The sequence below is a fragment of the Achromobacter sp. genome (assembly GCF_049647645.1).
Taxonomy (GTDB): Bacteria; Pseudomonadota; Gammaproteobacteria; order Burkholderiales; family Burkholderiaceae_B; genus Achromobacter.
This window is the reverse complement of record NZ_JBARYB010000157.1, coordinates 61,668-81,216: the sequence shown is the minus strand read 5'-3', so window position 1 is coordinate 81,216 and position 19,549 is coordinate 61,668. Positions and strand designations below refer to the sequence as shown.

The 19,549-nt window shown below is 63.1% G+C and carries 14 protein-coding genes and 1 tRNA gene; 1 reads left to right on the top strand and 14 read right to left on the bottom strand.

Annotated features, from left to right (window positions below):
• Positions 1-46: 46 nt before the first annotated feature.
• The 13 genes from WBB14_RS18660 to WBB14_RS18600 all read right to left on the bottom strand — a co-directional run bounded on the left by WBB14_RS18660 (position 47) and on the right by WBB14_RS18600 (position 15,150).
• Positions 47-122 (bottom strand) — tRNA-Gly (locus WBB14_RS18660).
• Positions 123-271: 149 nt separating this feature from the next.
• Complete coding sequence (locus WBB14_RS18655; protein ID WP_424241143.1) at positions 272-877, bottom strand: ProQ/FinO family protein; 606 nt, start codon at positions 875-877, stop codon at positions 272-274.
• 134 nt (positions 878-1,011) lie between these two features.
• Complete coding sequence (locus tag WBB14_RS18650) at positions 1,012-1,665, bottom strand: hypothetical protein (RefSeq protein ID WP_424241142.1); 654 nt, start codon at positions 1,663-1,665, stop codon at positions 1,012-1,014.
• A 35-nt stretch (positions 1,666-1,700) separates the two neighbouring features.
• A complete protein-coding gene (locus WBB14_RS18645) occupies positions 1,701-2,252 on the bottom strand; it encodes a hypothetical protein (protein ID WP_424241141.1) in 552 nt (183 codons plus the stop codon).
• A 19-nt stretch (positions 2,253-2,271) separates the two neighbouring features.
• On the bottom strand, positions 2,272-2,772 hold the full coding sequence (locus tag WBB14_RS18640) for a hypothetical protein (protein ID WP_424241140.1): 501 nt from the start codon (positions 2,770-2,772) through the stop codon (positions 2,272-2,274).
• Positions 2,773-2,780: 8 nt separating this feature from the next.
• Entirely contained in the window at positions 2,781-3,929 is a 1,149-nt protein-coding gene (locus tag WBB14_RS18635; RefSeq protein ID WP_424241139.1) for a hypothetical protein, read from the bottom strand.
• Positions 3,926-4,609 carry a pilus assembly protein gene (locus WBB14_RS18630; RefSeq protein ID WP_424241138.1) on the bottom strand — a complete coding sequence of 228 codons (684 nt, stop codon included), beginning with the start codon at positions 4,607-4,609 and terminating at the stop codon, positions 3,926-3,928. The genes WBB14_RS18635 and WBB14_RS18630 overlap by 4 nt, the downstream gene beginning before the upstream one ends.
• A 28-nt stretch (positions 4,610-4,637) precedes the next feature.
• Positions 4,638-6,770, bottom strand: a complete 2,133-nt coding sequence (locus WBB14_RS18625) for a TcfC E-set like domain-containing protein (protein WP_424241137.1) — start codon at positions 6,768-6,770, stop codon at positions 4,638-4,640.
• Positions 6,771-6,961: 191 nt separating this feature from the next.
• Entirely contained in the window at positions 6,962-7,474 is a 513-nt protein-coding gene (locus tag WBB14_RS18620; RefSeq protein ID WP_424241136.1) for a fimbrial assembly protein, read from the bottom strand.
• Between the two features lie 167 nt (positions 7,475-7,641).
• Positions 7,642-8,445, bottom strand: coding sequence for a hypothetical protein (locus WBB14_RS18615; RefSeq protein WP_424241135.1), 804 nt, complete (start codon positions 8,443-8,445; stop codon positions 7,642-7,644).
• A 190-nt stretch (positions 8,446-8,635) separates the two neighbouring features.
• Positions 8,636-11,080 carry an ATP-binding protein gene (locus WBB14_RS18610; RefSeq protein ID WP_424241134.1) on the bottom strand — a complete coding sequence of 815 codons (2,445 nt, stop codon included), beginning with the start codon at positions 11,078-11,080 and terminating at the stop codon, positions 8,636-8,638.
• A gap of 34 nt (positions 11,081-11,114) precedes the next feature.
• Entirely contained in the window at positions 11,115-12,347 is a 1,233-nt protein-coding gene (locus WBB14_RS18605; protein WP_424241133.1) for an EAL domain-containing response regulator, read from the bottom strand.
• 7 nt (positions 12,348-12,354) lie between these two features.
• Positions 12,355-15,150, bottom strand: coding sequence for an ATP-binding protein (locus WBB14_RS18600; protein ID WP_424241132.1), 2,796 nt, complete (start codon positions 15,148-15,150; stop codon positions 12,355-12,357).
• 492 nt (positions 15,151-15,642) lie between these two features.
• Here WBB14_RS18600 and WBB14_RS18595 point away from each other — a divergent pair, with 492 nt between their 5' ends.
• The gene (locus WBB14_RS18595; RefSeq protein ID WP_424241131.1) at positions 15,643-18,675 is read left to right on the top strand and encodes an autotransporter domain-containing protein; all 3,033 of its coding nucleotides are present in this window, start codon (positions 15,643-15,645) and stop codon (positions 18,673-18,675) included.
• Between the two features lie 156 nt (positions 18,676-18,831).
• Here WBB14_RS18595 and WBB14_RS18590 read toward each other — a convergent pair whose 3' ends face one another.
• Positions 18,832-19,395, bottom strand: coding sequence for a cytochrome b (locus WBB14_RS18590; protein ID WP_424241130.1), 564 nt, complete (start codon positions 19,393-19,395; stop codon positions 18,832-18,834).
• Positions 19,396-19,549 lie beyond the last annotated feature (154 nt).

Here is a 19,549-nt window from a genome sequence, read left to right as displayed (position 1 = left end):
AAGAAAAAAGGAAGCGCGGTGTAGGCCGTTGCTTCCTTTTTGTATTTGGAGCGGGAGACGAGTCTCGAACTCGCGACCTCAACCTTGGCAAGGTTGCGCTCTACCAACTGAGCTACTCCCGCGGGGGCACTGCGTTTTGGTGTGATTTCTGACTTGGTTTTCAGAAGGCCGTGTCCACCAAAGACAGCGATTATACACAGAATTTAAGGCTTGTGTAGCCCGGTTGCGCGGGGAAGTGAAAATCTCCGTACAGCCGGGCTGTGCGGCGCCGTCAGGGCGTGTCGCTGGACACCGGCGCGGTGGCCGTGGACTCGGGTGCGGATTCTGGCGCGGGCGCGTCGACGGGCGCGTCAGCAGCAGGAGCGTCAGCAGGCGAGGACGCCGGCGTGGCAGCCTTCTTCGCGGGACGGGCCTTGCCGGCCGGCCGGCGCGAGGCCTGGCGGCGGGCATAGGAAGCCTGTTCCGCCGTCACCGTGCCCGCTGGCTCGCCCTGCAGGTCGACGCGCGTGGCGTCCGCGACCATGCTGCTCCAGTAGCGGCTGCCCTTGCACCAGGTTGCGATGGCCTGCTTCAGCTGTTCTTCCGTCATGCCCAGCTTTTCCAGATGCTGGGCCGCGTCGGCCAGGATGCCCTGCTTGAGCGGCAGCTTCGGCGCGGGATTCTTGGGGAAAGCCTGGGGGAAGTGCTTCTGCAGGCGCCAGATGGCCTCGACCACCGGGTCGACGGGCTCGCGCTTTTGCTGGGGCCGGGTGGCGGCCTTGGCTTGATCAGGCTCCCGCTTTTTCGTCCGGCCTGCCGCCTTCGGTTGGACCGGCACTGCCTTTTGAGCCTGTGCCCGCAGCTGCTCGCGCAGGTCGGCAAGTTTTTCAAAACCCATTGTTATTTCCAACACCTCAGATTTGTTCAGGCTGAAGGTTACCGCAAGTGCGCGAATGCAGCACTGTCGACGCGTCGCGGGTGTGGCGGCGGCGCCATGGCCGCTGCCGGCGCCGTGTGCGGATTTGCCGGAAATCAAGGTCCGGCGGACGGGCAGGATGGCTGGCCGGGAACCTGTACCGCGCGGCCTTTCAACAGGATGGGCGAGCCCGGATATACGTGAAAGGGATCCACCGGCCGGCCATCGACCGTGGCGTCCTTCACCTGATAGCGCACATTGCCCGACGCGGCCAGCCAGGCGCCTTCCGCATCGCAGCGCTGCGACAGTTCCGAGGTCTCGCTTTGTGGCAGTAACCGTACCAGAGTGCTGAATGCAAGGGTGACGACTACGTTGCCGGAGGTACCTTGCCCTCCGCGATCCAGCAGGTTGACGACCGGCTTGATGTCCAGCCGATAGACCTGTTCCTGCTCCACGTCTGCCAGCGGCTTGAGCGTGATGGTCTTGCTCTGCCCGGGCGCGAGCGAGAGCTTGAACGGTGAGACGTAGAGCGCGGGCTGCTCCGTCTGTGCGACAGGCTCCAGGCGTTCCTGTTCGATCTCGACGCCAGGATTGAGCAGGCGCGACAGGGCGATGGACACGTACTCCGCGCGATCGCCCTGATTGACTACATAGACTGAGGCGGGCTTGCCTTGCACGACGGCGAGTTTGGGCGTGACGTCGACATGCGCGAGCGCAGGCGCAGCAAGCCAGGGCGCCAGGAGTAGCAACAGACAGCGAGAGGGTTTCATCTGCTTCTCTTTGAAATTCGATAGCGCGCTGCGCTTCAGGGGTCCCGGGCTACCGGTTCAAAGACCAGCGACAACTCGCCGACATAGTTGCCCGCGGTCTCCTTGAAATTGCCTTGGGGCGGCAGGGCTGAAATCGCCAGGCCGTAGTAGCCAATGGAGTCTTCGCCCGCCGCCGGGGGTAGCGGATTCTGGAATCTGGTGTCCTGCCCGACGGCAAGGATTTTCTGCTCACCGCCTTCCGCCGCTAGGGAAACCTTGGGTTGGCGGAACATCTGGGCCGGGTTGGCCGTGTTGCGGATTTCCAGCGGCCGGTCCATGCGTACCTGAAACGCCCCGGTCGTAGACACGATGCGCAAGCGCGCCTGCGTCTCATAGGGTGATTCCCAGCCACGCTGCTGTTGCAAGGCCAAGCCCTGATCGAACCAGCCGCCCTTGTCGTCCGTGACCAGTAGCCTGTTGGCTGCCTTGACCGTGGCGGTGATCTTGCTGGTGGTATCGCCGCCTACGATGATGTTTACGGCGGAGGCCGCCGCGGAGAGTATGCCAAGAGTCAGCAGCAGGCAGGCTTGGGCTGCGATTCTGTTCATGTGTAGGTCCTCTTGGGATTCAAGGCTGAGGGTGCGCGGCGATTTGATAGATCAGCACGCCATACGCCATGTTGAGGATCAGGGGAGCGCTCCCATCGACCTCGCCGGGATTCACGATCACACGCTCCCTGGGCCGGAAGGTAATGCGCCAGACTTGCGTGCGGGCGGGCGTACTCAAGACGCGCATGTTCATCCGGTACTCTTGTCCTGGCGCCAGGATCAGGCGGTTGGGGGTCACGAGCAGGCCGGGCTGCTCTGTCTCGCCAACCGGCACCAGGATCTCCGGCGTCGATCCGGGATTGAGCAGCAGCTGCTGCTCCACATCGAGGTAGAGGGGGCTGTCGCCGCGGTTTTCCGCCAGCAGCTCGCCCGCAGCTTTGCCAGGTTCCAGCCGCAGCTCGGCGCGTGGCAGGTGCAGGCTGCCCGCTGCCAGGCCGTGCTGCGGCCAGGGCAGGGTGAGCGCGGCGACGACAAACGCGGTGCGGCGGGCGATCCGCCGGGGAAGGGCATGAAGGCTCATGGCTTGGGCTAAGGCCGCGCGACGACCGTGAAGGTGAGCACGTCGGCATAGTCGCCCTCCTTTGCTGCCTTGGGCGTGTTGGTCTTGAATGTGGGCCTGAAGCATTCGCGCCCTGTGTTGGCCAAGGTAGAGACCACATTACTGGTGTTGGGCAACTCGACTTCGCTATTGGTATCTGCGTTCAGCAGCACGACCCGATATGGCACCTTGTCGGAGGGCGAGGTCAGGTGCGTGAGCTGGTACCAGCCATTGCCCGACAAGCCGTTCTGGTTGGTGGCGTTGATGGCGTAGCGCAAGCCTGCCAATTTCGGGCCGTCATAGGTGAAGCACAGTTGTTCAGCTGTGTTGCTGAATGGCCTGTCCTTCGGAGCCCCTGGCTGCAGTTCACCCAGGTTCCAGTCCGGCGCATTCATGTTGATCCGCGCTTCCATGGGCGGCGGGTTGTTGGGATCCGTGATGATGTGGCAAACGCCGGGCACCTCGGTATGCACGATGTAGGCCATTTTGTTGTCGGCGACAATCTCGCCGTACGCATCTGACCAGAGGAGGAGCGGGCGCTTGTAGTTCGTCGAGATATTGGCAGCGCGTATGGCGACCGCCACATAATTAGCTGGAGTTGAAATCATCGAATCAAAAGATATGATGCGCACACTGGCCGTGTGTGCATCCTGCTGCTGCCAGGCTCTTTCAACACGGAAACCGATGGAATTTTCCCAGTAATACAGGGCAAATGGATCTACGCCCCCTGAAGGAATGAAATTGTTGGAAAGAACATCGTCGAGGGCGACACCGAAATGAATGGGTCGGTTGCCGCGCTTAGCATCCCCGACATAAAGGCGTCCGTCTTTGTCATAGTGGTACAGCATGAATCCCCGGCCATAGAGATCTGGAGATTTCGATCCTAGATATCCCCGGGCCTTCTTGAACTTGACAGTCAGCCGGTAGAACCTGCCATTCATGCCACTTTCGAAGGCGCAATTGCTGTAGCCGTCGGTCACGTCGCCAACTAGCATCGGTACCGTTGGCTGCGCAAAAACGCCAGCGCTCGCGATGATTGCGCCTACCGCCAGGAGTGCGTAGGCAAACCAGATGCGCACCCGTTGCCGGACAAGCCCTTGCGTCACGCTCGATTTTCGGATCATGGTGATTGTGTTCATTGGTGGCAATCAATGTTCTGCTGAGTGTCGTCGAGCCGCATCGTCAGGCCGTCGCCCGCGAAGTGTTGAGGCGTGCCGGGAAACAATGCCACTCTGTCCAGTTGCTGCTTGCGGCCTGACGTGGCAACGTCCGAGAGGATCAGGTGAACATTGCCGGTGTTTTCGAGCGTTATGCCCGCGTTTTCGCAGCGGTACGACCAGCCCGAACGCTGCTGCGCGGGTGGCGGCATGTGCTGGATCAGGACGCCATAACCCACGGCAACGGACACGGGAGCCGTGATCTTGTCCTGAGGCGCGTCTTCCACCTGCATGGCCTTCATCGGGACGACATACAGGCGGTACATTTCTTCCTCCGTGGGTACGGACAATGACTTCAGGCTGACCGAGCGGCTTTGACCGGGCCCCAGCGTCAGCTTGTCCGCGCTGGCGAGCAGGCTGGGGCGCTCGAGCTCATTCACGGGCACCTTGTTTTCGGGCGTGAGGCCTGGGTTCGTCACTTTCGACAGAGATATCGACAAATAGAGCGGCGCGTCGCCCACGTTCCTGAGGTCCACGCCGTACTCGTGACCATTGAAGACCTTCAAACGGGCCGGCATGACCATCAGTTCGCCTTCGGCTTGTGCATGGGGCGCCGTCAACAGCGTCAAGCTGAACAGCATGGACCATATGGTGCGTAGCATTATTGTTTTCTCCTGTTCTGGCATCCGCTCACCGGCAGCGGTAGTAGCTGCCGTTGAAAGTGTTCGTCAGGTCGCAGTCGTAGCGCCGGCCGGGCTGTTCCACTGTGATCTTGCGCAGCACGGATTTGCTGGCTACCGAGAACAGCCCGTTGGGATACGCGGTGTCGCCGGTTTCGCGGATTTTTCCGCCAACGGGCCTGCCAGATGCATCAATCAGGATGCCGCTGTAGATCATGTTGATTGCCACCTTGGCCTGCGCCGCGTAGACCTGCCCGGGATGGGCGCGGACCACATTGACCGGGACTTCGATATTCATGTCCATGTCTTCGCTGTTGCTCAAGACTCGGGCAAACGGCAAGTCGCGATAGTTGTTCAATGGAACAGCGTAGGAGCTGCCGCCTGCGACCGGGTGGCCTTCCACGCTGAAACCGTATGCCGTGCCCCCAATGTCGGGGGTTTCCAGCAGTATGGCGCTGCCGCTGCCGCTGTGGCGGCCAAGCGCGACGCCGTCAGCGCTGGCCGCCAGCATGCCGCGGTAGTTGAAGTCCGCGTTGCTGCCGAAGCCGCTATGGCCCAGGCTGAGGGAGGTGTCGCCGCGCGTACTGGAACGGCTGCCGTAGAGGTTGACGCTGTTGCTTGAGTTGCTCCGGTTGACCGTTACGCCGGCGGTCGAGGCGCCGTAGCTATCCTGGAATTCCTTGCGGTAGTCGCTGCCGAGCTGGGTCTCGCCCCCTTGGCGGGCCGCGCGGAAGCTGGCCTGCGCCTTGTCCAGGGTCCAGGCCATGTTGAAGTAGACGGCGTAGCCGCCGTCGCCTCGGATGTAGCCGCCTTTTTGCACGCCCAGCGAGAAGCTCGACCACAGGCCGTTGGGACGGTAGCTCCAGCGCGCTTCTGCCTGCTGTGTTTCACCGCGACTATGCTTGTTGTAGTTGTAGCCCAGCACGACCTCGCCCACGCTCCTGCTGTATGACAAGCTGGTACTGGGCGCGCCCCAATAAAAGCGCGATACGCTTGTGCTCTGGTAACGGCTGGTCGAGAGGCTGCCCAGCACGGGATCGTTCATCCACAGGTTGAAATAGCCGCCCGTGCCGAGTTCACCGCTTAGCAGGCCCACAGTGGGGGTGAGGTCCACCGTGCCGATGCGGGAGGGGCGCGTGGCGTTTATTTCGCCTGCCCAGCGGGATCGGTCGCCGGTGATGAACGAGGCGTTCAGGTAGAACTGGCTCAGGTTGCGGCTGACGGCGGCCTGGAACAGCTGCCCGCCTGCGCCCATCTCCTTGCCCGCGGTCATATGCCAGGAGTTGCTGCCGCCGCCATTGAAGTTCAGGTTGTTGATATCGCGCGTTTCGCGGTTGACCAGATTGCCGTTGCGGTCCACCAGCCGGATTTCCACCGGATAGTAGCCGCCGGGCAGGTCGATGAAACTGATTTCATTGCGACCCAGTATGGCGGGCCGCTTCAGGATGAGACGCCCGTTGCGGTAGAACTCGTAGTTCCCTTCAGCGGTGGAATACAGCACAAGTGAGCCTGCGTCGCGGTCGGCGCGCAAATGGTCCTGGCTGCCGATCGTGACGAACTGGTCGAAGCTGGGCGACAGCATGGTGCTGACCGAACCCGAGGCGTAATCGAGACTGTTCTGCTTACCTGCCCGAAAATAGGTGCTTTGAAAGTTCTTCTGGAGGAAGTAGGACGATATGCCCTGATTGCGGTTGCTCTGGCCGCGCATGCGGTTGCGGCTGCCGTACCAGCTCATGTAGCCGAAGCTGCGCAGCGGCAGTCCCAGCCACGTCGTGCCGCTGACGTTCATGGCGCGATAGCTGTCGGAGGATCCGCGCAGGTCCAGCGACTGATTGTTGATCAGCCCCCAGGTGGTCGCGGGAGACAGGTAGTCGTCTCGCGAGCTCCTGATCTGAAGCGTGCGGCGGATCTTGTCCATGGTGACGTAGTGCTCCGCGACGCGCAGGTCGCAGCCGTTGACGCATTGCTTGTAGTCGATCTTGGAAACGACTTGGCGGATGGCTTCTATTTCTTCCAGCGTGACGCCGTTTTCGGCGTATTTCACCGGGTCGAACATGAGTTGGTTCTGCTGCGGGGAATAGGCGATCAGTCCGGGCAGCGTCTTGCCGTTGAAGGTGGATACGTAGCTCGCGCTGTTGTCCATTTCAACCGCGCTGAAACCAAGGGGAATGCCATAGGAGATCTTCGCCTGCGCAAAGGCTTGGGCGGAAGCCGCAGCAAGAATGCAGGCCAGGATTTTTTTTAGGCAATGGGGGATCCGATGAGCGTACATGCCCGGCAATCCAAAGGGGGAGGAGAGAGCCCCGGCCGGGGCCCTTGAGAGAGAGGGGCGGATTACGGAGCGGGTTCGAACAACAGGACCAGCTCGCCGCTGTAGCTGCCGTTAGTGCTCAGAGTGCTGTTGGCGGGTTTGCTAGGCGCCTTGACGGAGATTTTCAGGTCGTGCTGCTCGTCATAGCCGTGGCTTTTTTGCGCGACCTGCACAATCTTTTCCATTTTTCCGAACTTCACTTCCGTATCGCCGGCGGAATGGGTGATGAAAACCTTGGAGTCGTCCATTTGCAAAGGTCCGTTAGACAGTTGCAGGGGCTTCGACAGCGAAACATTGAAGCCTGGGCCCGTCGTCCAAACGCGGATCGGCAGGGTCTTGGTGAACTCTTCTTGCTTGTAGTCCTTGGCGGTGAGTTCTTCGGTTCCGTACCACGTGGAGCCGTCGGGCTTGGACACGAAAATCGCGTCGTGGATCTGGGCCGTCAGATTGATGGTTTTGGAAATGGGAGCCGCATGTGCCATGCCAACAGACGCGCCGGCCAATCCCATCGCGATCAGGATCTTGCTCAGTTTCATATGAAAACCTGGAGTTGATGTTGAATGAATGCCTTCGAGGATGGTGAAGGCGGGGTTGTAGCGAACGCTTCGTGTGCGTCCGACCCCATGCATCATCCTTGTTCAACACTGTTCCAGGGCTGAGAAATTTCTTGTTCTGGTCTCAGCGACTACCAGCTCCTGCGCGCCTATCGCGGATGCCCCCCCACCTTGAAGTCCCGCCATCTGTCGCCACCCATCGTCAGCAGCAGGTCCAGGCTGTCCGCGCCTATGCGCGTGGACAGCAGGTCCCCTTGGAACGTCAGGTTCGGAAATGACCGCATCCAATGAAAGTCGATCGCGTCATTGATGTCCATGACCAGCACGGGCAGCTTGAACGCTTGTGCGCGCTGCAGCAGGGAAAAGAACTTTCCATGCAGCATGGGATGCTCCGAGAGTCGCTCGGGGATTTTCAGGTGCAGGCCCACGACGCGCAGCACGCCATGGGGAGCCGGCCGGCCTTCCACCAGCGTCGGGCCGATCCTCACTCTCAGGCCGACATCGAAATCCTGCCGGTTCCTGTAGAGTTCGGCATCCGGTAGCAGATCCCATGTCATGGGGATGTTGAGAGTGACCAGCGACGCCGGATAGCTCGGCCCCGTCGAGCCGTCGTCGGCTTGGAGGGGCTGCAAGCGCAGGCGGTTTTGATCCAGCGACAGGTTCAGCTCCGCGCATAGGCTGTGCGCCGACCACGGGAAGCTCGCGGCATCGCGCGCGTAACTGACTGACAGTGGTATGCCTTGATTTCCCTGACGGAAGAGATGAAGCGCGTGGCGCAATCCGTGCGTGGGGGGAGGGCCGCCGATAGGCTGGAATGCGTGGTCTGGGGGCAGATCGGGCAATGCATATTCGCATACCCGGCCATCCGCGGAAAATACTGGTTGATAGCCGGCTTCTGCCGATGACTGAAATGCGGAGCGAGAACCTGCGCCGCCGCGGGGGATAGATTCCATTGTTTTTGGCGCATGCCTGCGCGTTGCCGGCCAGGATGGCGACGATGCTTGCGCGCATGGCATGCATTCTTTTTTTGCAAGATGTGATTCTAGAAATCACTGGATGCATGGGCCATGGGAATATTCTTAATTGCGCGCGACGGCGTCGCATCTGATGCCGAAACGGCAGCAGAAATCCGGCGGCTCGGCTTCAAGCGCCCTTTTCTTCCGCGATATCGAGCATTCTGCCGCGCAGCTGCGCGATGAACGCGGCGAGTTGCTGGGGCATCGCGCCGCCCGGGCCTTCCTTGCGCAGCAGGGCTGCGAGGTCATCGGCCTGGTTCAGCAAAGGGACCATGTGCACGGCGGCCAGTCCCCCGCGTATCCGGTGCAGCAAGGCGCGCACATCCGCGCCGTCGCCGTTCTTCATCGAGGTTTCCAGCCGGACCAGATCCTTGTCCATGGTTTCCAGAAAGATGGCTTTGTATTTGGCGGGGACCGCTGCCTGGCCCGTCCGCGGCGAATCCGCGGCAATCCGCGGGGCGGCGGCGGGCGCCTCTTGCTGACGGGAGGACGCGGCGGCGTATTCCTGGAGCCGCTGCCTGAGCGCACGCAAGCCTATCGGCTTGGCGAGCCAACCGTTCATGCCGGCCGCTGCGCACCGCTGCTCCTCCGCCCGGGTCGCGCTCATGACCAGGGCGATGATGGGCGTTGTGGCGCCCTGGGCGCGCAGGGCCCTGGCGAGCGCATAACCGTTCATGCCAGGCATGTCGGCATCCGTCATGACCAGGTCGAAGGACTGTATGTTCCACAATGCCAGTCCTTCGGCCCCGTCGGATGCGAGCGTGGCGTGGCAACCCAGGCGCATGAGCTGATCGTGCAGCGTGGCCTGGTTGATGAGGTTGCCCTCCACGATCAGGATCCGGAGGCCGAGGAGACCGTGAACAGGCAGGGATGTGTCAGATTGCACGCTGGCTTCGCCCCGCATCAAGTGCTGCACGGCGTAACCTATCTGGCGCGCGGAGTGCCGGTCCACCAGGACTGCGCTGCCGCCACTGCGCGCGGTTCCCGCGATGATGCGGGGGCCTTTCCATGGGGCATGTTCGGCATTCCTGCTCAATGCGAGGTCCACCAGCATGCCATCGCCGTCGCCGTTTGCGACGATGCCGGCAGGGACCGTTCTGCACTGGGCGCCCCATTGCCGCAGCCACTGCGCCACGCTCTCACCAGCTTCCTTGCGGGCGCTGCGCACCAGCACGCGCAGGCCCTGCAACTGCGGGGCCGGGCCGGAGGACGCGTCCTCCTGGTCCAGTACGAAGGAAACGGAAAAGCTGCTGCCCAGCCCCGGTTCGCTGATGACCTGTATGCGGGTCCCCATGAGCGCCGCCAGGCGGGCGCACAGGAACAAGCCCAGGCCAAGGCCGGCGCTGCGCGCAGCCTGCAGGCCGGCGCCGGCTTGATGGAAGGGCTTGAACAGCATGGCCTGTTCGGCCGGAGCGATGCCGATGCCGCTATCGGCAACCTGCAGGTCGAGACGAACTCTGCCGTCGGGCATCGCCTGGGCGCGCAGCCTGACGACGACGTGACCGGAATCCGTGAACTTGATGGCGTTGCTCAGCAGGCTGCTCAGGATCTGCCGGATGCGGCCGGCGTCGCCGGTGACGCAATCCGGCACCGAGGTTTCCAGACAGCCATAGATGATCAGTCCCTTCTGTTCGGCTTGCGGGGCGTGGGCCGCCAGCGTGCTTTCGACCAGCTCGCGCGGGTCGAACGCGCCGGCCTCCTGGGCCAGCTGACCGGACTCCATCCTGGCGATGTCGAGCAGATCTCCGATGAGCTGCTGGAGTACGAGGGAGGCATTCTGGATGCGGTCGACATGCTGCCGTTGTTCTTCGTCCAGCGCGGTCATGCCCAGCACTTCGAGAGTACCCAGCATCCCATACAGCGGCGTGCGGATCTCGCGGGTGATGTTGGCGAGTATGCTGGCCCCGGATTCGTAGACCTTATCGGCCTGGGCCTTGGCGAGGCCAAGCAGATGCTCCATCTCGGCGCGCGCGCTGGTGTCCGCGAAGGCACACAGCACCACGTCCTGCCGGCGGTAGCGCGTGGGAGCGTAGGCAACCGTCAGCGGGCGGCCGTCGCGGGCGTTGAACGCATCGATGCTGCCTGGTTCCGCTGCACCCAATGCTTGCTGCAGCAGTCGCCTGGCATCGGGCGTGTCCGGCAGAGCCTGGCCGGCGCCGGCTCCCAGCCATTGCAGTGCCAAGGCGTTGCCGAAGACCAGCCGGCCATTCTCGCGGGAGAGCGCGCATAGCGCGCAAGGCACCGTGGCGAGCATCGTCCGGCTGAGCGCTTCGCATTCGGCGAGCATTCGCCGCGCGGCTTGCGCCGGCTCGACGATGTTGCGGCGGCACCAGTACCAGCAGACGGCGCAGGCGTAGAGTCCGGCGGCCAGCAGCAGCAAGGCGCAGGCGAATAGCCAGACATTGGTGTGCAGCAGGGTCGGGAAGTCGAGCCGCTGCAGGTCCGCATGCCGCCGCTGGACTTGTTGTTGTCCGCAGTAGAGCGCGGCGGCGCAGAGCAGGGCGAGAGGAAGGGCGTAGAGGAACGCGATACTCAGGCGGCGCGGGCCGCCGTTTTTTTTCTTCAGCGGCATATCCAATATCGGAGTAATGACGGCAAGCCCAGCCTCAGTGGGGCGGGGAAAGGGGGGTGAAATAGGAATTGGGCTCATAGGCCAGCAACTCGCAGAAGGTCGCGACATTGACCGCGGCGGAAATCAGGAACCCTTGAGCGACATCACAGCCGATCCGCCGCAGCAGTTGCAGGTCCTCCAGCGTTTCCACGCCCTCGGCCGTTACTTGCAGGCCCAGTTGCCGCCCCAATTGGATAGAGGCCACCAGGGCGGCTGTCAGTACCTCGTCCGCCGCGGCGCCGTTAACGAATGCCCGATCGATCTTTACCTCGGTGAAGGGCGTGGAGATGAGGCTGTACATCGAGCTGTAGCCCTTGCCGAAGTCATCCTGCGATAGGCCGAACCCCTTCAGGCGCAGACGGCTTGCCCCCATGTGGAACTGGCCCGCGAGTGTCGGCATCGCGTCTTCCAGCAGTTCGAAGGTCACGTCCGAGGCGGGAACGCCCAGCCTGGCGACCATGGCATGGAGTTCGTCGGGGAGTTGCGGAAGGTCCAGGAGGCTGGCGGAAAGGTTGATCGAAATGGGGATGCGGTGTCCTTGGTCGCGCCAGATGGAATAGGCCTTCAGGCCGTCGTCCAGCATGCGCAGGAGCAGCTCGTGGTCCAGGTCATAGGCGCGCAGCGACGCCAGGAACGAGGACGGCAGCATCAGGCCCAAATCCTTGTGCTGCCAGCGGACCAGCGCCTCGGCGCCGACGATGTTGCCGGAGACGAGTGATTTCTTGGGCTGGAACCAGGCGTGGATGCTGCCGTCGCGCAGCGCGCTTTCAAGCATGCGCCGGTCGAGCAGCGGCCGGCCAGGGTTGGCGCAGGCGTTGGGCTGCGCGGGCGGCTGCGAGAGCGGCTTTCTCAACAGCCCCACCGCCAGGCTGCCGATCTGCTCCGGGGTAACGGGCTTGATGAATGTTCCCAGCACGGCGAAGCCGCGCTCTTTTGCCATGAGGCCGATGCTGTTGCTCATCCGGCGGGAACATCCCGTGATGATCGCCAGTATCGGATTCAGATCGCGACAGGCGAGTTCATGGATGAACTGGGCGCCGTCCATGCCGGGCATGTCGACGTCCATCAGCACCAGCTGATGGCCATCCTGCTGTATCCGCTCCAGCGCATCGTGCGCGTCCAGCGTCGTCTCGATGTGCATGAAGCCCGCTTCCTCGAGCATGTCTTTCAGCAGGACGCACTGGTAGGCGTGATCGTCCAGTACCAGTACCTTGAGTTTGGACAGCATTTTATTTTCAGCCTTCTGCGTATGCGTGCAGGGTTGCGGTCAGGGCCAGGATGGGCAGGGGTTTCAGCAACACCTGATTCATGCCGGCTTCCAGCCCCTTGGTGATGGTTTCGGGCGCCGCGCTGGCAGTTACGCCCAGTATGGTTCCCTGGTAGCCGAGGTCACGCAGGGCGCGCGCCAGTTCGTAGCCATCCAGGATCGGCATGTTGATGTCGGTAATGACCGCGTCGAATTTGTCAGGGTCCCAGTGCTGCAACGCCTCGCGGCCATTGAAGACGATGGTGGCCGAGCACCCCAGATGTTCGAGCTGCTCCCGCAGGATGACCTGGTTGATGGCGTTGTCTTCGACGACCAGGATCCGCTGTCCCAGCGACAGGCGTTGCGCGCGGGGAGCGGGCAGCAAAGTCTGTTCGCGGCCATGCTGGGCCATCCCTACCGCGATGCCGATGCTGAATGGATTGCCCTGGCTCGTGATGCCGAGGCGGCTGCCGCGCGCCGCGATCGAAACTTGGTCCGCGCCGGGGGCGAGTACGCGTACCTTGCTTCCGGTCCAGGATGCTTCAGGTTGTCCGGGCGGCCAGGTCTGCAGCAGAACCGCGTTGTCGGCATCTGCCACATGGCCCTGTCCGCGATACGGTATGGCGATGGCCCCCCAGCTGTTCAGCCATGCGCATGTGTTCGCCACGACCTCCGGAATGGCGCCGTTGACATAGACGGCGCCGCGCCGCAGTTGTATGGGCGATGCCGGTTCCATTCCGGTCACATCCAGCGTGATGGCGAATGTGATGCTGGTGCCCAGGCCGACCTCGCTGACCAGGGACAGGCTGCCTCCCATCAGGTCGACGAGGCGCCGGCTGATGGCCAGGCCCAGGCCGGTGCCGGCCGCGTCCTGGACCAGGCCGGAATGCGCCCGGAAATAGGGTTCAAACAACTGGGTTTGCGATTCCGCGCGTATGCCCACGCCGGTGTCCGTGACCTGGAAGCGCAGCGTCACCTTGTCCGATGCGACGGCGCTCGCGGTTGCGCGCAGCACGATCCGGCCTGCCTCGGTGAACTTGACCGAGTTGCTCACCAGGTTGTTGAGGATCTGCTGCAGCCGAGTCGAATCTCCCTGCACCGTCGCCGGCATGCCGGTGCCAGCGATGGAAAATATCGTCAGCCCCTTGCCCTGGGCTCGGGCAGCATAATTGGCCACGACCCCATCCAGCATTTCCGCGGGGGAAAACTCCGACAGGATCAGGTCCTCGTGGCCAGCCTCCATGCGGGACAGGTCCAGCGTGTCATTGATGGTGCGCAACAGGGTCGAGGACGACTGCTGCATGGTGTGCAGGTATTGCTGCTGCTGGCTCGTCATGGGCGTGAGCGCGAGCAGCTCGAGCGTGCCGAGGATGCCGTACAGCGGCGTGCGGATTTCATGGCTGATCGTGGCGAAGAACAAGGTCTTCGCGTCGTTCGCCTGATCGGCGGCCTGCTTGGCATTGCGCAGGGTGCGCTCCACTTCCTTCTGGGCGGAAATGTCGCTGATGGCGCATATCACCACATTCTCGGACTGATAGCTGGTCGCGGCGTACGTCAGGCTGACAGTGCGCCCGTCGCCGAGCTGATACTCATGCCGGCCGGTCTGATCGCTTGCGGCGCGCGTGTCTTCGCGCCAGCTGTCGTGCGCCTCCAGCAGATGGCGCGCGGCCTCGTTCGAGATGACCTGGGTGCCGTCGGCGGGGCGGATCAGGCTGAGTCCGATCGGCGCGACTTCGATGATCTTCCGGTTCAGGGCCAGGCTGTCGATGAGCGCCGTCTGATGCTGCATTGCCGGGGATACCAGTTTTTCCCGGATGTGGCGTACGCCCAGCAGGACCACCGCGCTCAGGCAGGCCGCGACGGCGCCAACGGCCCAGAAGGCGGATGCGCCGTGCCGCAGCACGTCCTGCGTCGGCACGTAGTAGATCAGCCGCCAGCCGGCCTCGCCGACGGCCTTGCTCAGCGCCAGGCTATGGGGAAGCCAGCTTGTGCCCTGAAAGCCAAAGGAATCGCGCGCCAGGCGTGCCGATACCGAGTCCTTGACGGACGGGGAGGGGCCGCCGTGCAAGGCCACGCGGCTGTCGTTGTCGTAAAGCGCGTAGCTCGCGCCATCGCTGGCCTGCTCCGCGGTGATGACGGATGCGATGTCGTCAACCTCGAGTCCCACCCAGGTCTGCTCGCGCCCCGTCGTGTCCAGCGGCGTATAGAGAAACAGATGATCGTGGGAGTCCGTCAGGGGCCGGATCCAGACGACGGGCGCGCGACCGTCCTCAGGATCCGATGCGGCGTGGTGCGTAGCCAGGGTTTCGTAGAGCCATTTCTCTGTGTCCCTCGAAATGGCGTGGCTGCTGCGCCGCGTGTCGTCCAACGCCAGACGCGTCGAGCCGGGTTCGCCCAGGGTTGTATAGACGATGCGCGCATTGGCGGCCGCCACGTCCGCCCGATTGCGTCGGGTGAGGATCAGCGCCCACTCGTAGGCGTCCGCCTCGTTTGTCAGCGGGATCACGTTGATCTGCCCGGTCTGGCCGAAAGTTCTGGGCGTGTGTAGTGCCGGTAGGCGGTCGGTGTTGCGTACCGAGGAGGCGGCCACGGCCCGGAGTAGCGCTTCGCGCTGGTCGAAGAATATCTGCGCCCGGTCGGCGGCGGCATTCATGCGGCGGCGATAGCTGGAGACCTCGTCGCTGAACGACCAGTACATCGAAAGCATCGTGCCGACGAGTATGCATGCCAGCAGCGCCATGGCGAGCAGGTGCAGCAGGATCATCGGCAATCTGGTTGCCGGCATGTATCCGTCGGGGAGGCTGGGGGCGGCCATCATGCAAACGATGGTATGGGCCGGGCCGACCTGCACGGATAAGAAAATTCTGGAAGCGGGCCGGGCCGCGCGCCGCGTTTACGCGCCCGTCCATGTCAATTTGTTTCCCGTGCGCATTGAAAATCGGCAGGAACAATCCCGGATCGGTCGATATGGATGGTATCCATTAACTAAAAATTAATAATATGGGTGCCGTACTTTTTGACTATTTCCCAAAAACGGATGGTATCCATTTTTAATTATTCGGCGATTGGATGGTATCCAAGCTCATGATTTAAATAATAAAGATGGTATCTATTCATTAATTTTTGGTATTGAAAGAAAAGGGGTATAAATTGCCTCCTTTTTTCGCGAAAACTTGTTTCGCCCATTGGGATGGCCTGGTTACTTAATAATACTTTTATAGCGATCCGGTAATGCCTTGGGTATCAGATTAATTAATCGACATAGGGAGGATTTACGTTGATACACGACACGAAGAAATGGCTGACGGCGACGCTCGCTCTGAGCGCGTCCTATTGCGGTGGCGTCACGGCTGCGGACCTGACGGTTACGTCGGGCAATACCCAGGTGTTCGACGGCTCGGCCAATTTCCCCGGCGGGGTGGATGTCAACGGCGGCACGCTGGTGATCGGCGGCAACGGCGGCGGCGCGGGCGTCACGCTGGGCGGTAACGTCAATGCGAACTCGAACGGCACGGTGGCGGGCTTTGGCTCGATCAATGGCAATCTCAACGTGTCGGGCGCGCGTGTGGCGCCCGGGTATGAAGTCGGCACGCCGACGGGGGTCTCCAACGGCAACCTGGTCGTCAACGGCAACCTGTCGATGAACAACGCCGTGTTCAATTTCGAGACGGGCTATGCGGGATTGCCCATAACGCAGCCAGGCACCGGCGACAACATCACCGTGCGCGGCGACGCCGCCATCAACAACACCACGCTGAACGTCACGGTCAATACCCTGGGCGTCAATGCTGGCTACTACCGGATCCTGTCGTACGGCGGCAACCTGAGCGGCAACGGCCTGACGCTGGGTTCGGTCTCGGGCGATTCCGCGCCTGCCGCCACTATCCAGAACCTGACCGGCGACAAGCAGATCAATCTCATCCTGGGCCCAAGCACGACCAACCTGTGGAACGGCAACGGCGCGGCATCCGCGACCCGCTCGGGCGGCGGCAACGGCACCTGGAGCGCGGCCAGCGGGAACTGGAACAGTCCGAGCAATGCCACGGGCGCCTTGCCCGATGGCGGCTACGCCATTTTCACGGGCGCGGCTGGCACGGTGACCGTGGACGGCAGCGCCGGTCCGGTGCGCGTGTCTGGCATCCAGTTCGCCACCGACCGCTATCGCCTGCAAGGCGCGCCCATCACCCTGGTCGGCAGCGGCGGCAACCCGCCCGCGATCGTGGTCGGTGACGGCACCTACGCTTCGGGCCAATTCGTCGACACCATCGACAACCCTCTGCAAGGCACGCAGGGCTTCGTCAAGACCGGTCCGGGATCGGTGATCCTGACTGCCGACAGCAGCGGCCTCACCGGTCCCATCCTGATCGCCGACGGCGCGCTGGAGATCGACGGCAAGCTGAACGGCCCGATGGATATCGGCCGCGAAGTCGTGCTGGCGGGCGTGGGCCAGGTGGGCACCACCAACCTCTATCCCACCGCGGTCATTTCTCCCGGCAACGATGGTACGCCCATGGGCACGCTCACGGTCAACGGCAACCTGACCTTCGGCCAGAACACCATCTACCGCGTGCATGCCGATCCGGCCAGCAGCCTCAGCGACCGCATCCACGTCACCGGAGTCGCCTACCTCGACGGTACCGTGGCGCACGTGGGTCCCGACGGCAACTACGCGCCGCGCACGACCTACAACATCCTGACGGCGGATGGCGGCATCCAGGGCCAGTTCACCGGCGCTTCGAGCGCATACGCCTTTCTGACCCCCACGCTCAGCTACGACCCGAAAAACGCGTACATGACGCTCACGCGCAATGACGTGCCTATCGGCAGCATCGGCGGCTCGGGCAACGAGAGCAGCGTGGGCGGAGCGCTGGACAAAGAGGAGCCGCCCGCTACCGGCAATGGCTCGTCTTCGACTGGCAATGGTTCCTCGTCGACGGGCAATGGTTCTTCGTCGACGGGCAACGGTTCGTCTTCGACCGGCAATGGCTCTTCTTCGACGGGCAACGGCTCATCTTCCACCGGCGGTGACTCCTCCTCCGCCGGCAACGGATCGACATCGACGGGCAACGGCTCGTCGGCCGGCAACGGATCGACGTCGACGGGCAACGGCTCGTCGGCCGGCAACGGATCGACTTCGACGGGCAACGGCTCCTCTACGGCCGGCAATGAATCGCCGTCGACCGGTAGCGGATCTTCCCTCGTTGATAGCGGCATCGCCGCCGGCAAGAACACCGGCGCCAGCCAGGTGGCGGCGGCCGTGCTCGCCATGACTCCGAACGAAGCGCGTTCGGCCTTGAGGATGCTATCGGGCGAAGCGTACGCCAGCACCGCCAGCGTGCTGTTGAGCCAGGGCGACACCGTGCGTACGCTGCCGTTGTCCCATCTGCGCGGCAACCTCGACGCGCCGGTGCTGGCAGGCCGGCCCACCGCCCAGTTGGGGGGGGCGTCGTCCGACGCCCTGCCGCAAAGCGGCGCCTCGCCCGTTTGGGCGCAAGCGTTCGGCAACTGGAGCAAGTTCGATGGCGACAGCAACGCGTCCAGCTTGAGCCAATCGTCAGGCGGTCTCTTCGTCGGCGGCGATGGCGCGGTGGGTGGCGGCTGGCGCCTGGGCGGCGCGGTTGGCTACATCGGCAGCCACAACTCGATCGACGACTCGTCCTCGCGCACCAATGTCGACAGCTACACGGCGACCCTGTTCGGCGGACGGAACTTCCAGGCCGGCCCCGGCCACATCCGCTTCATGGCTGGCGCTGCCTACACCTGGCACGACATTGACGCGAAACGCGACGTGGCTGCAGGCAGCCTGAACCAGCGGCTCGAGTCGTCGTATCACGCCTCGTCGACGCAGGTGTTCACCGAGCTCGGCTACAACCTGCCGCTGGGCGATGCCTACACCATCGAACCGTTTGCGGGCCTGGCGTGGAACCAGCTGCGCACGCGCGGCTTCGAGGAGTCGGGCGGCTCGGCAGCCCTGCGCGGGTCCAGCAATTCCGATGACGTGACCAGCACCACGCTGGGACTGCGAGGCGCCTGGGAGTTCGGTTCCGACCGCGCGCCTGGCCGTCTGACCGCGTCGCTGGGCTGGCGCCATGCCATGGGCGATGTGAAGCCCAAGCAGCAGCTGGCTTTCGAAGGCGGCAGCACGTTCTCGGTGACCGGCGTGCCGATCGCGCGCAACGCCGCGGTGTTGGGCCTGGGCGCCGAGATGGCCATCACGCGCAACACGACGGCGGGCATCGCCTACGACGCGCAGTTCGGCGGCGGCAACCGGCAGCAGTCGGGCGTGCTCAAGCTGGCCGTGCGTTTTTAAGACGACGCCATAGATCGTGCGGACGTCGTGATCGCGGCGTCTGCGCGGCGCACTGCAGCTTGGAAGTCTGAATAAAAGAGGGCGAATCGAAAGATTCGCCCTTTTTTTCAGGATTTCAGCACCAAGCTTTGCCAGATTCAGGTCCGTATGGATTCATCAGAGAGCTTGCGGCCGTTGACGCCAGGCCATCCTCGCCAAGGTGTGGTCCCGTGCGACGAAGTGGTGCCACAGCGCGGCGCCGATATGCAGCGCCAGCAGGCCGTACAGCATCCATCCGAAGATGTCGTGTACCCGCACGGTGGGGGCGACCAGCGCCGGGTCGGCAGAGACCAGCAAGGGGAATTCCAGGCCCGTGTAGGGCATCGGCACAGCGAACCCCTTGGCGTTGACGATGATCCAGCCTAGCAGGCACTCGCCCAGGATGAGGACGTAGATCGCGAGGTGCACGGCGTGCGCGCAAGCGTCTTGCAGGCTGAATGCCGCGCTGCGGGCGCGGCGGCTGCTGATGCGAACCAGCGCCCTGACTAGCGTGACGGCCAGCAACGCCATGCCGCCGCCGATATGGACAACCATCACTGAACGCATCGGGATGGCGGTCAGGTTGGTCAAAAGGTGCCGGGCTTCTCCGGCCAACACCAGGCTGAGCATCAAGCTGACGCTAAGCCAGTGCAGGAAAATCCGGATTCTGGAGTAGGCCGGAGCGATGAGAGCGGGATTCATATTGTTCCTTCGATCTTGAACTGAGCCGCATGGGCCGACATCGGCGCCTGGGCAACGAGGCAGGATTGAAACGCTGTTCCTTCATGCCGCTCCACCATCCTCAAGGCTTCTTCAAACCACTAAATCCCTGCAGCCCCCCCAGGGAGGGCGTGCG

Coding starts and splice junctions, on each gene's coding strand:
- WBB14_RS18655 (WP_424241143.1), bottom strand. CDS start 877: ATGGGTTTTGAAAAACTTGCCGACCTGCGCGAGCAGCTGCGGGCACAG.
- WBB14_RS18650 (WP_424241142.1), bottom strand. CDS start 1,665: ATGAAACCCTCTCGCTGTCTGTTGCTACTCCTGGCGCCCTGGCTTGCT.
- WBB14_RS18645 (WP_424241141.1), bottom strand. CDS start 2,252: ATGAACAGAATCGCAGCCCAAGCCTGCCTGCTGCTGACTCTTGGCATA.
- WBB14_RS18640 (WP_424241140.1), bottom strand. CDS start 2,772: ATGAGCCTTCATGCCCTTCCCCGGCGGATCGCCCGCCGCACCGCGTTT.
- WBB14_RS18635 (WP_424241139.1), bottom strand. CDS start 3,929: ATGAACACAATCACCATGATCCGAAAATCGAGCGTGACGCAAGGGCTT.
- WBB14_RS18630 (WP_424241138.1), bottom strand. CDS start 4,609: ATGCTACGCACCATATGGTCCATGCTGTTCAGCTTGACGCTGTTGACG.
- WBB14_RS18625 (WP_424241137.1), bottom strand. CDS start 6,770: ATGGACAACAGCGCGAGCTACGTATCCACCTTCAACGGCAAGACGCTG.
- WBB14_RS18620 (WP_424241136.1), bottom strand. CDS start 7,474: ATGAAACTGAGCAAGATCCTGATCGCGATGGGATTGGCCGGCGCGTCT.
- WBB14_RS18615 (WP_424241135.1), bottom strand. CDS start 8,445: ATGGAATCTATCCCCCGCGGCGGCGCAGGTTCTCGCTCCGCATTTCAG.
- WBB14_RS18610 (WP_424241134.1), bottom strand. CDS start 11,080: ATGCCGCTGAAGAAAAAAAACGGCGGCCCGCGCCGCCTGAGTATCGCG.
- WBB14_RS18605 (WP_424241133.1), bottom strand. CDS start 12,347: ATGCTGTCCAAACTCAAGGTACTGGTACTGGACGATCACGCCTACCAG.
- WBB14_RS18600 (WP_424241132.1), bottom strand. CDS start 15,150: ATGCCGGCAACCAGATTGCCGATGATCCTGCTGCACCTGCTCGCCATG.
- WBB14_RS18590 (WP_424241130.1), bottom strand. CDS start 19,395: ATGAATCCCGCTCTCATCGCTCCGGCCTACTCCAGAATCCGGATTTTC.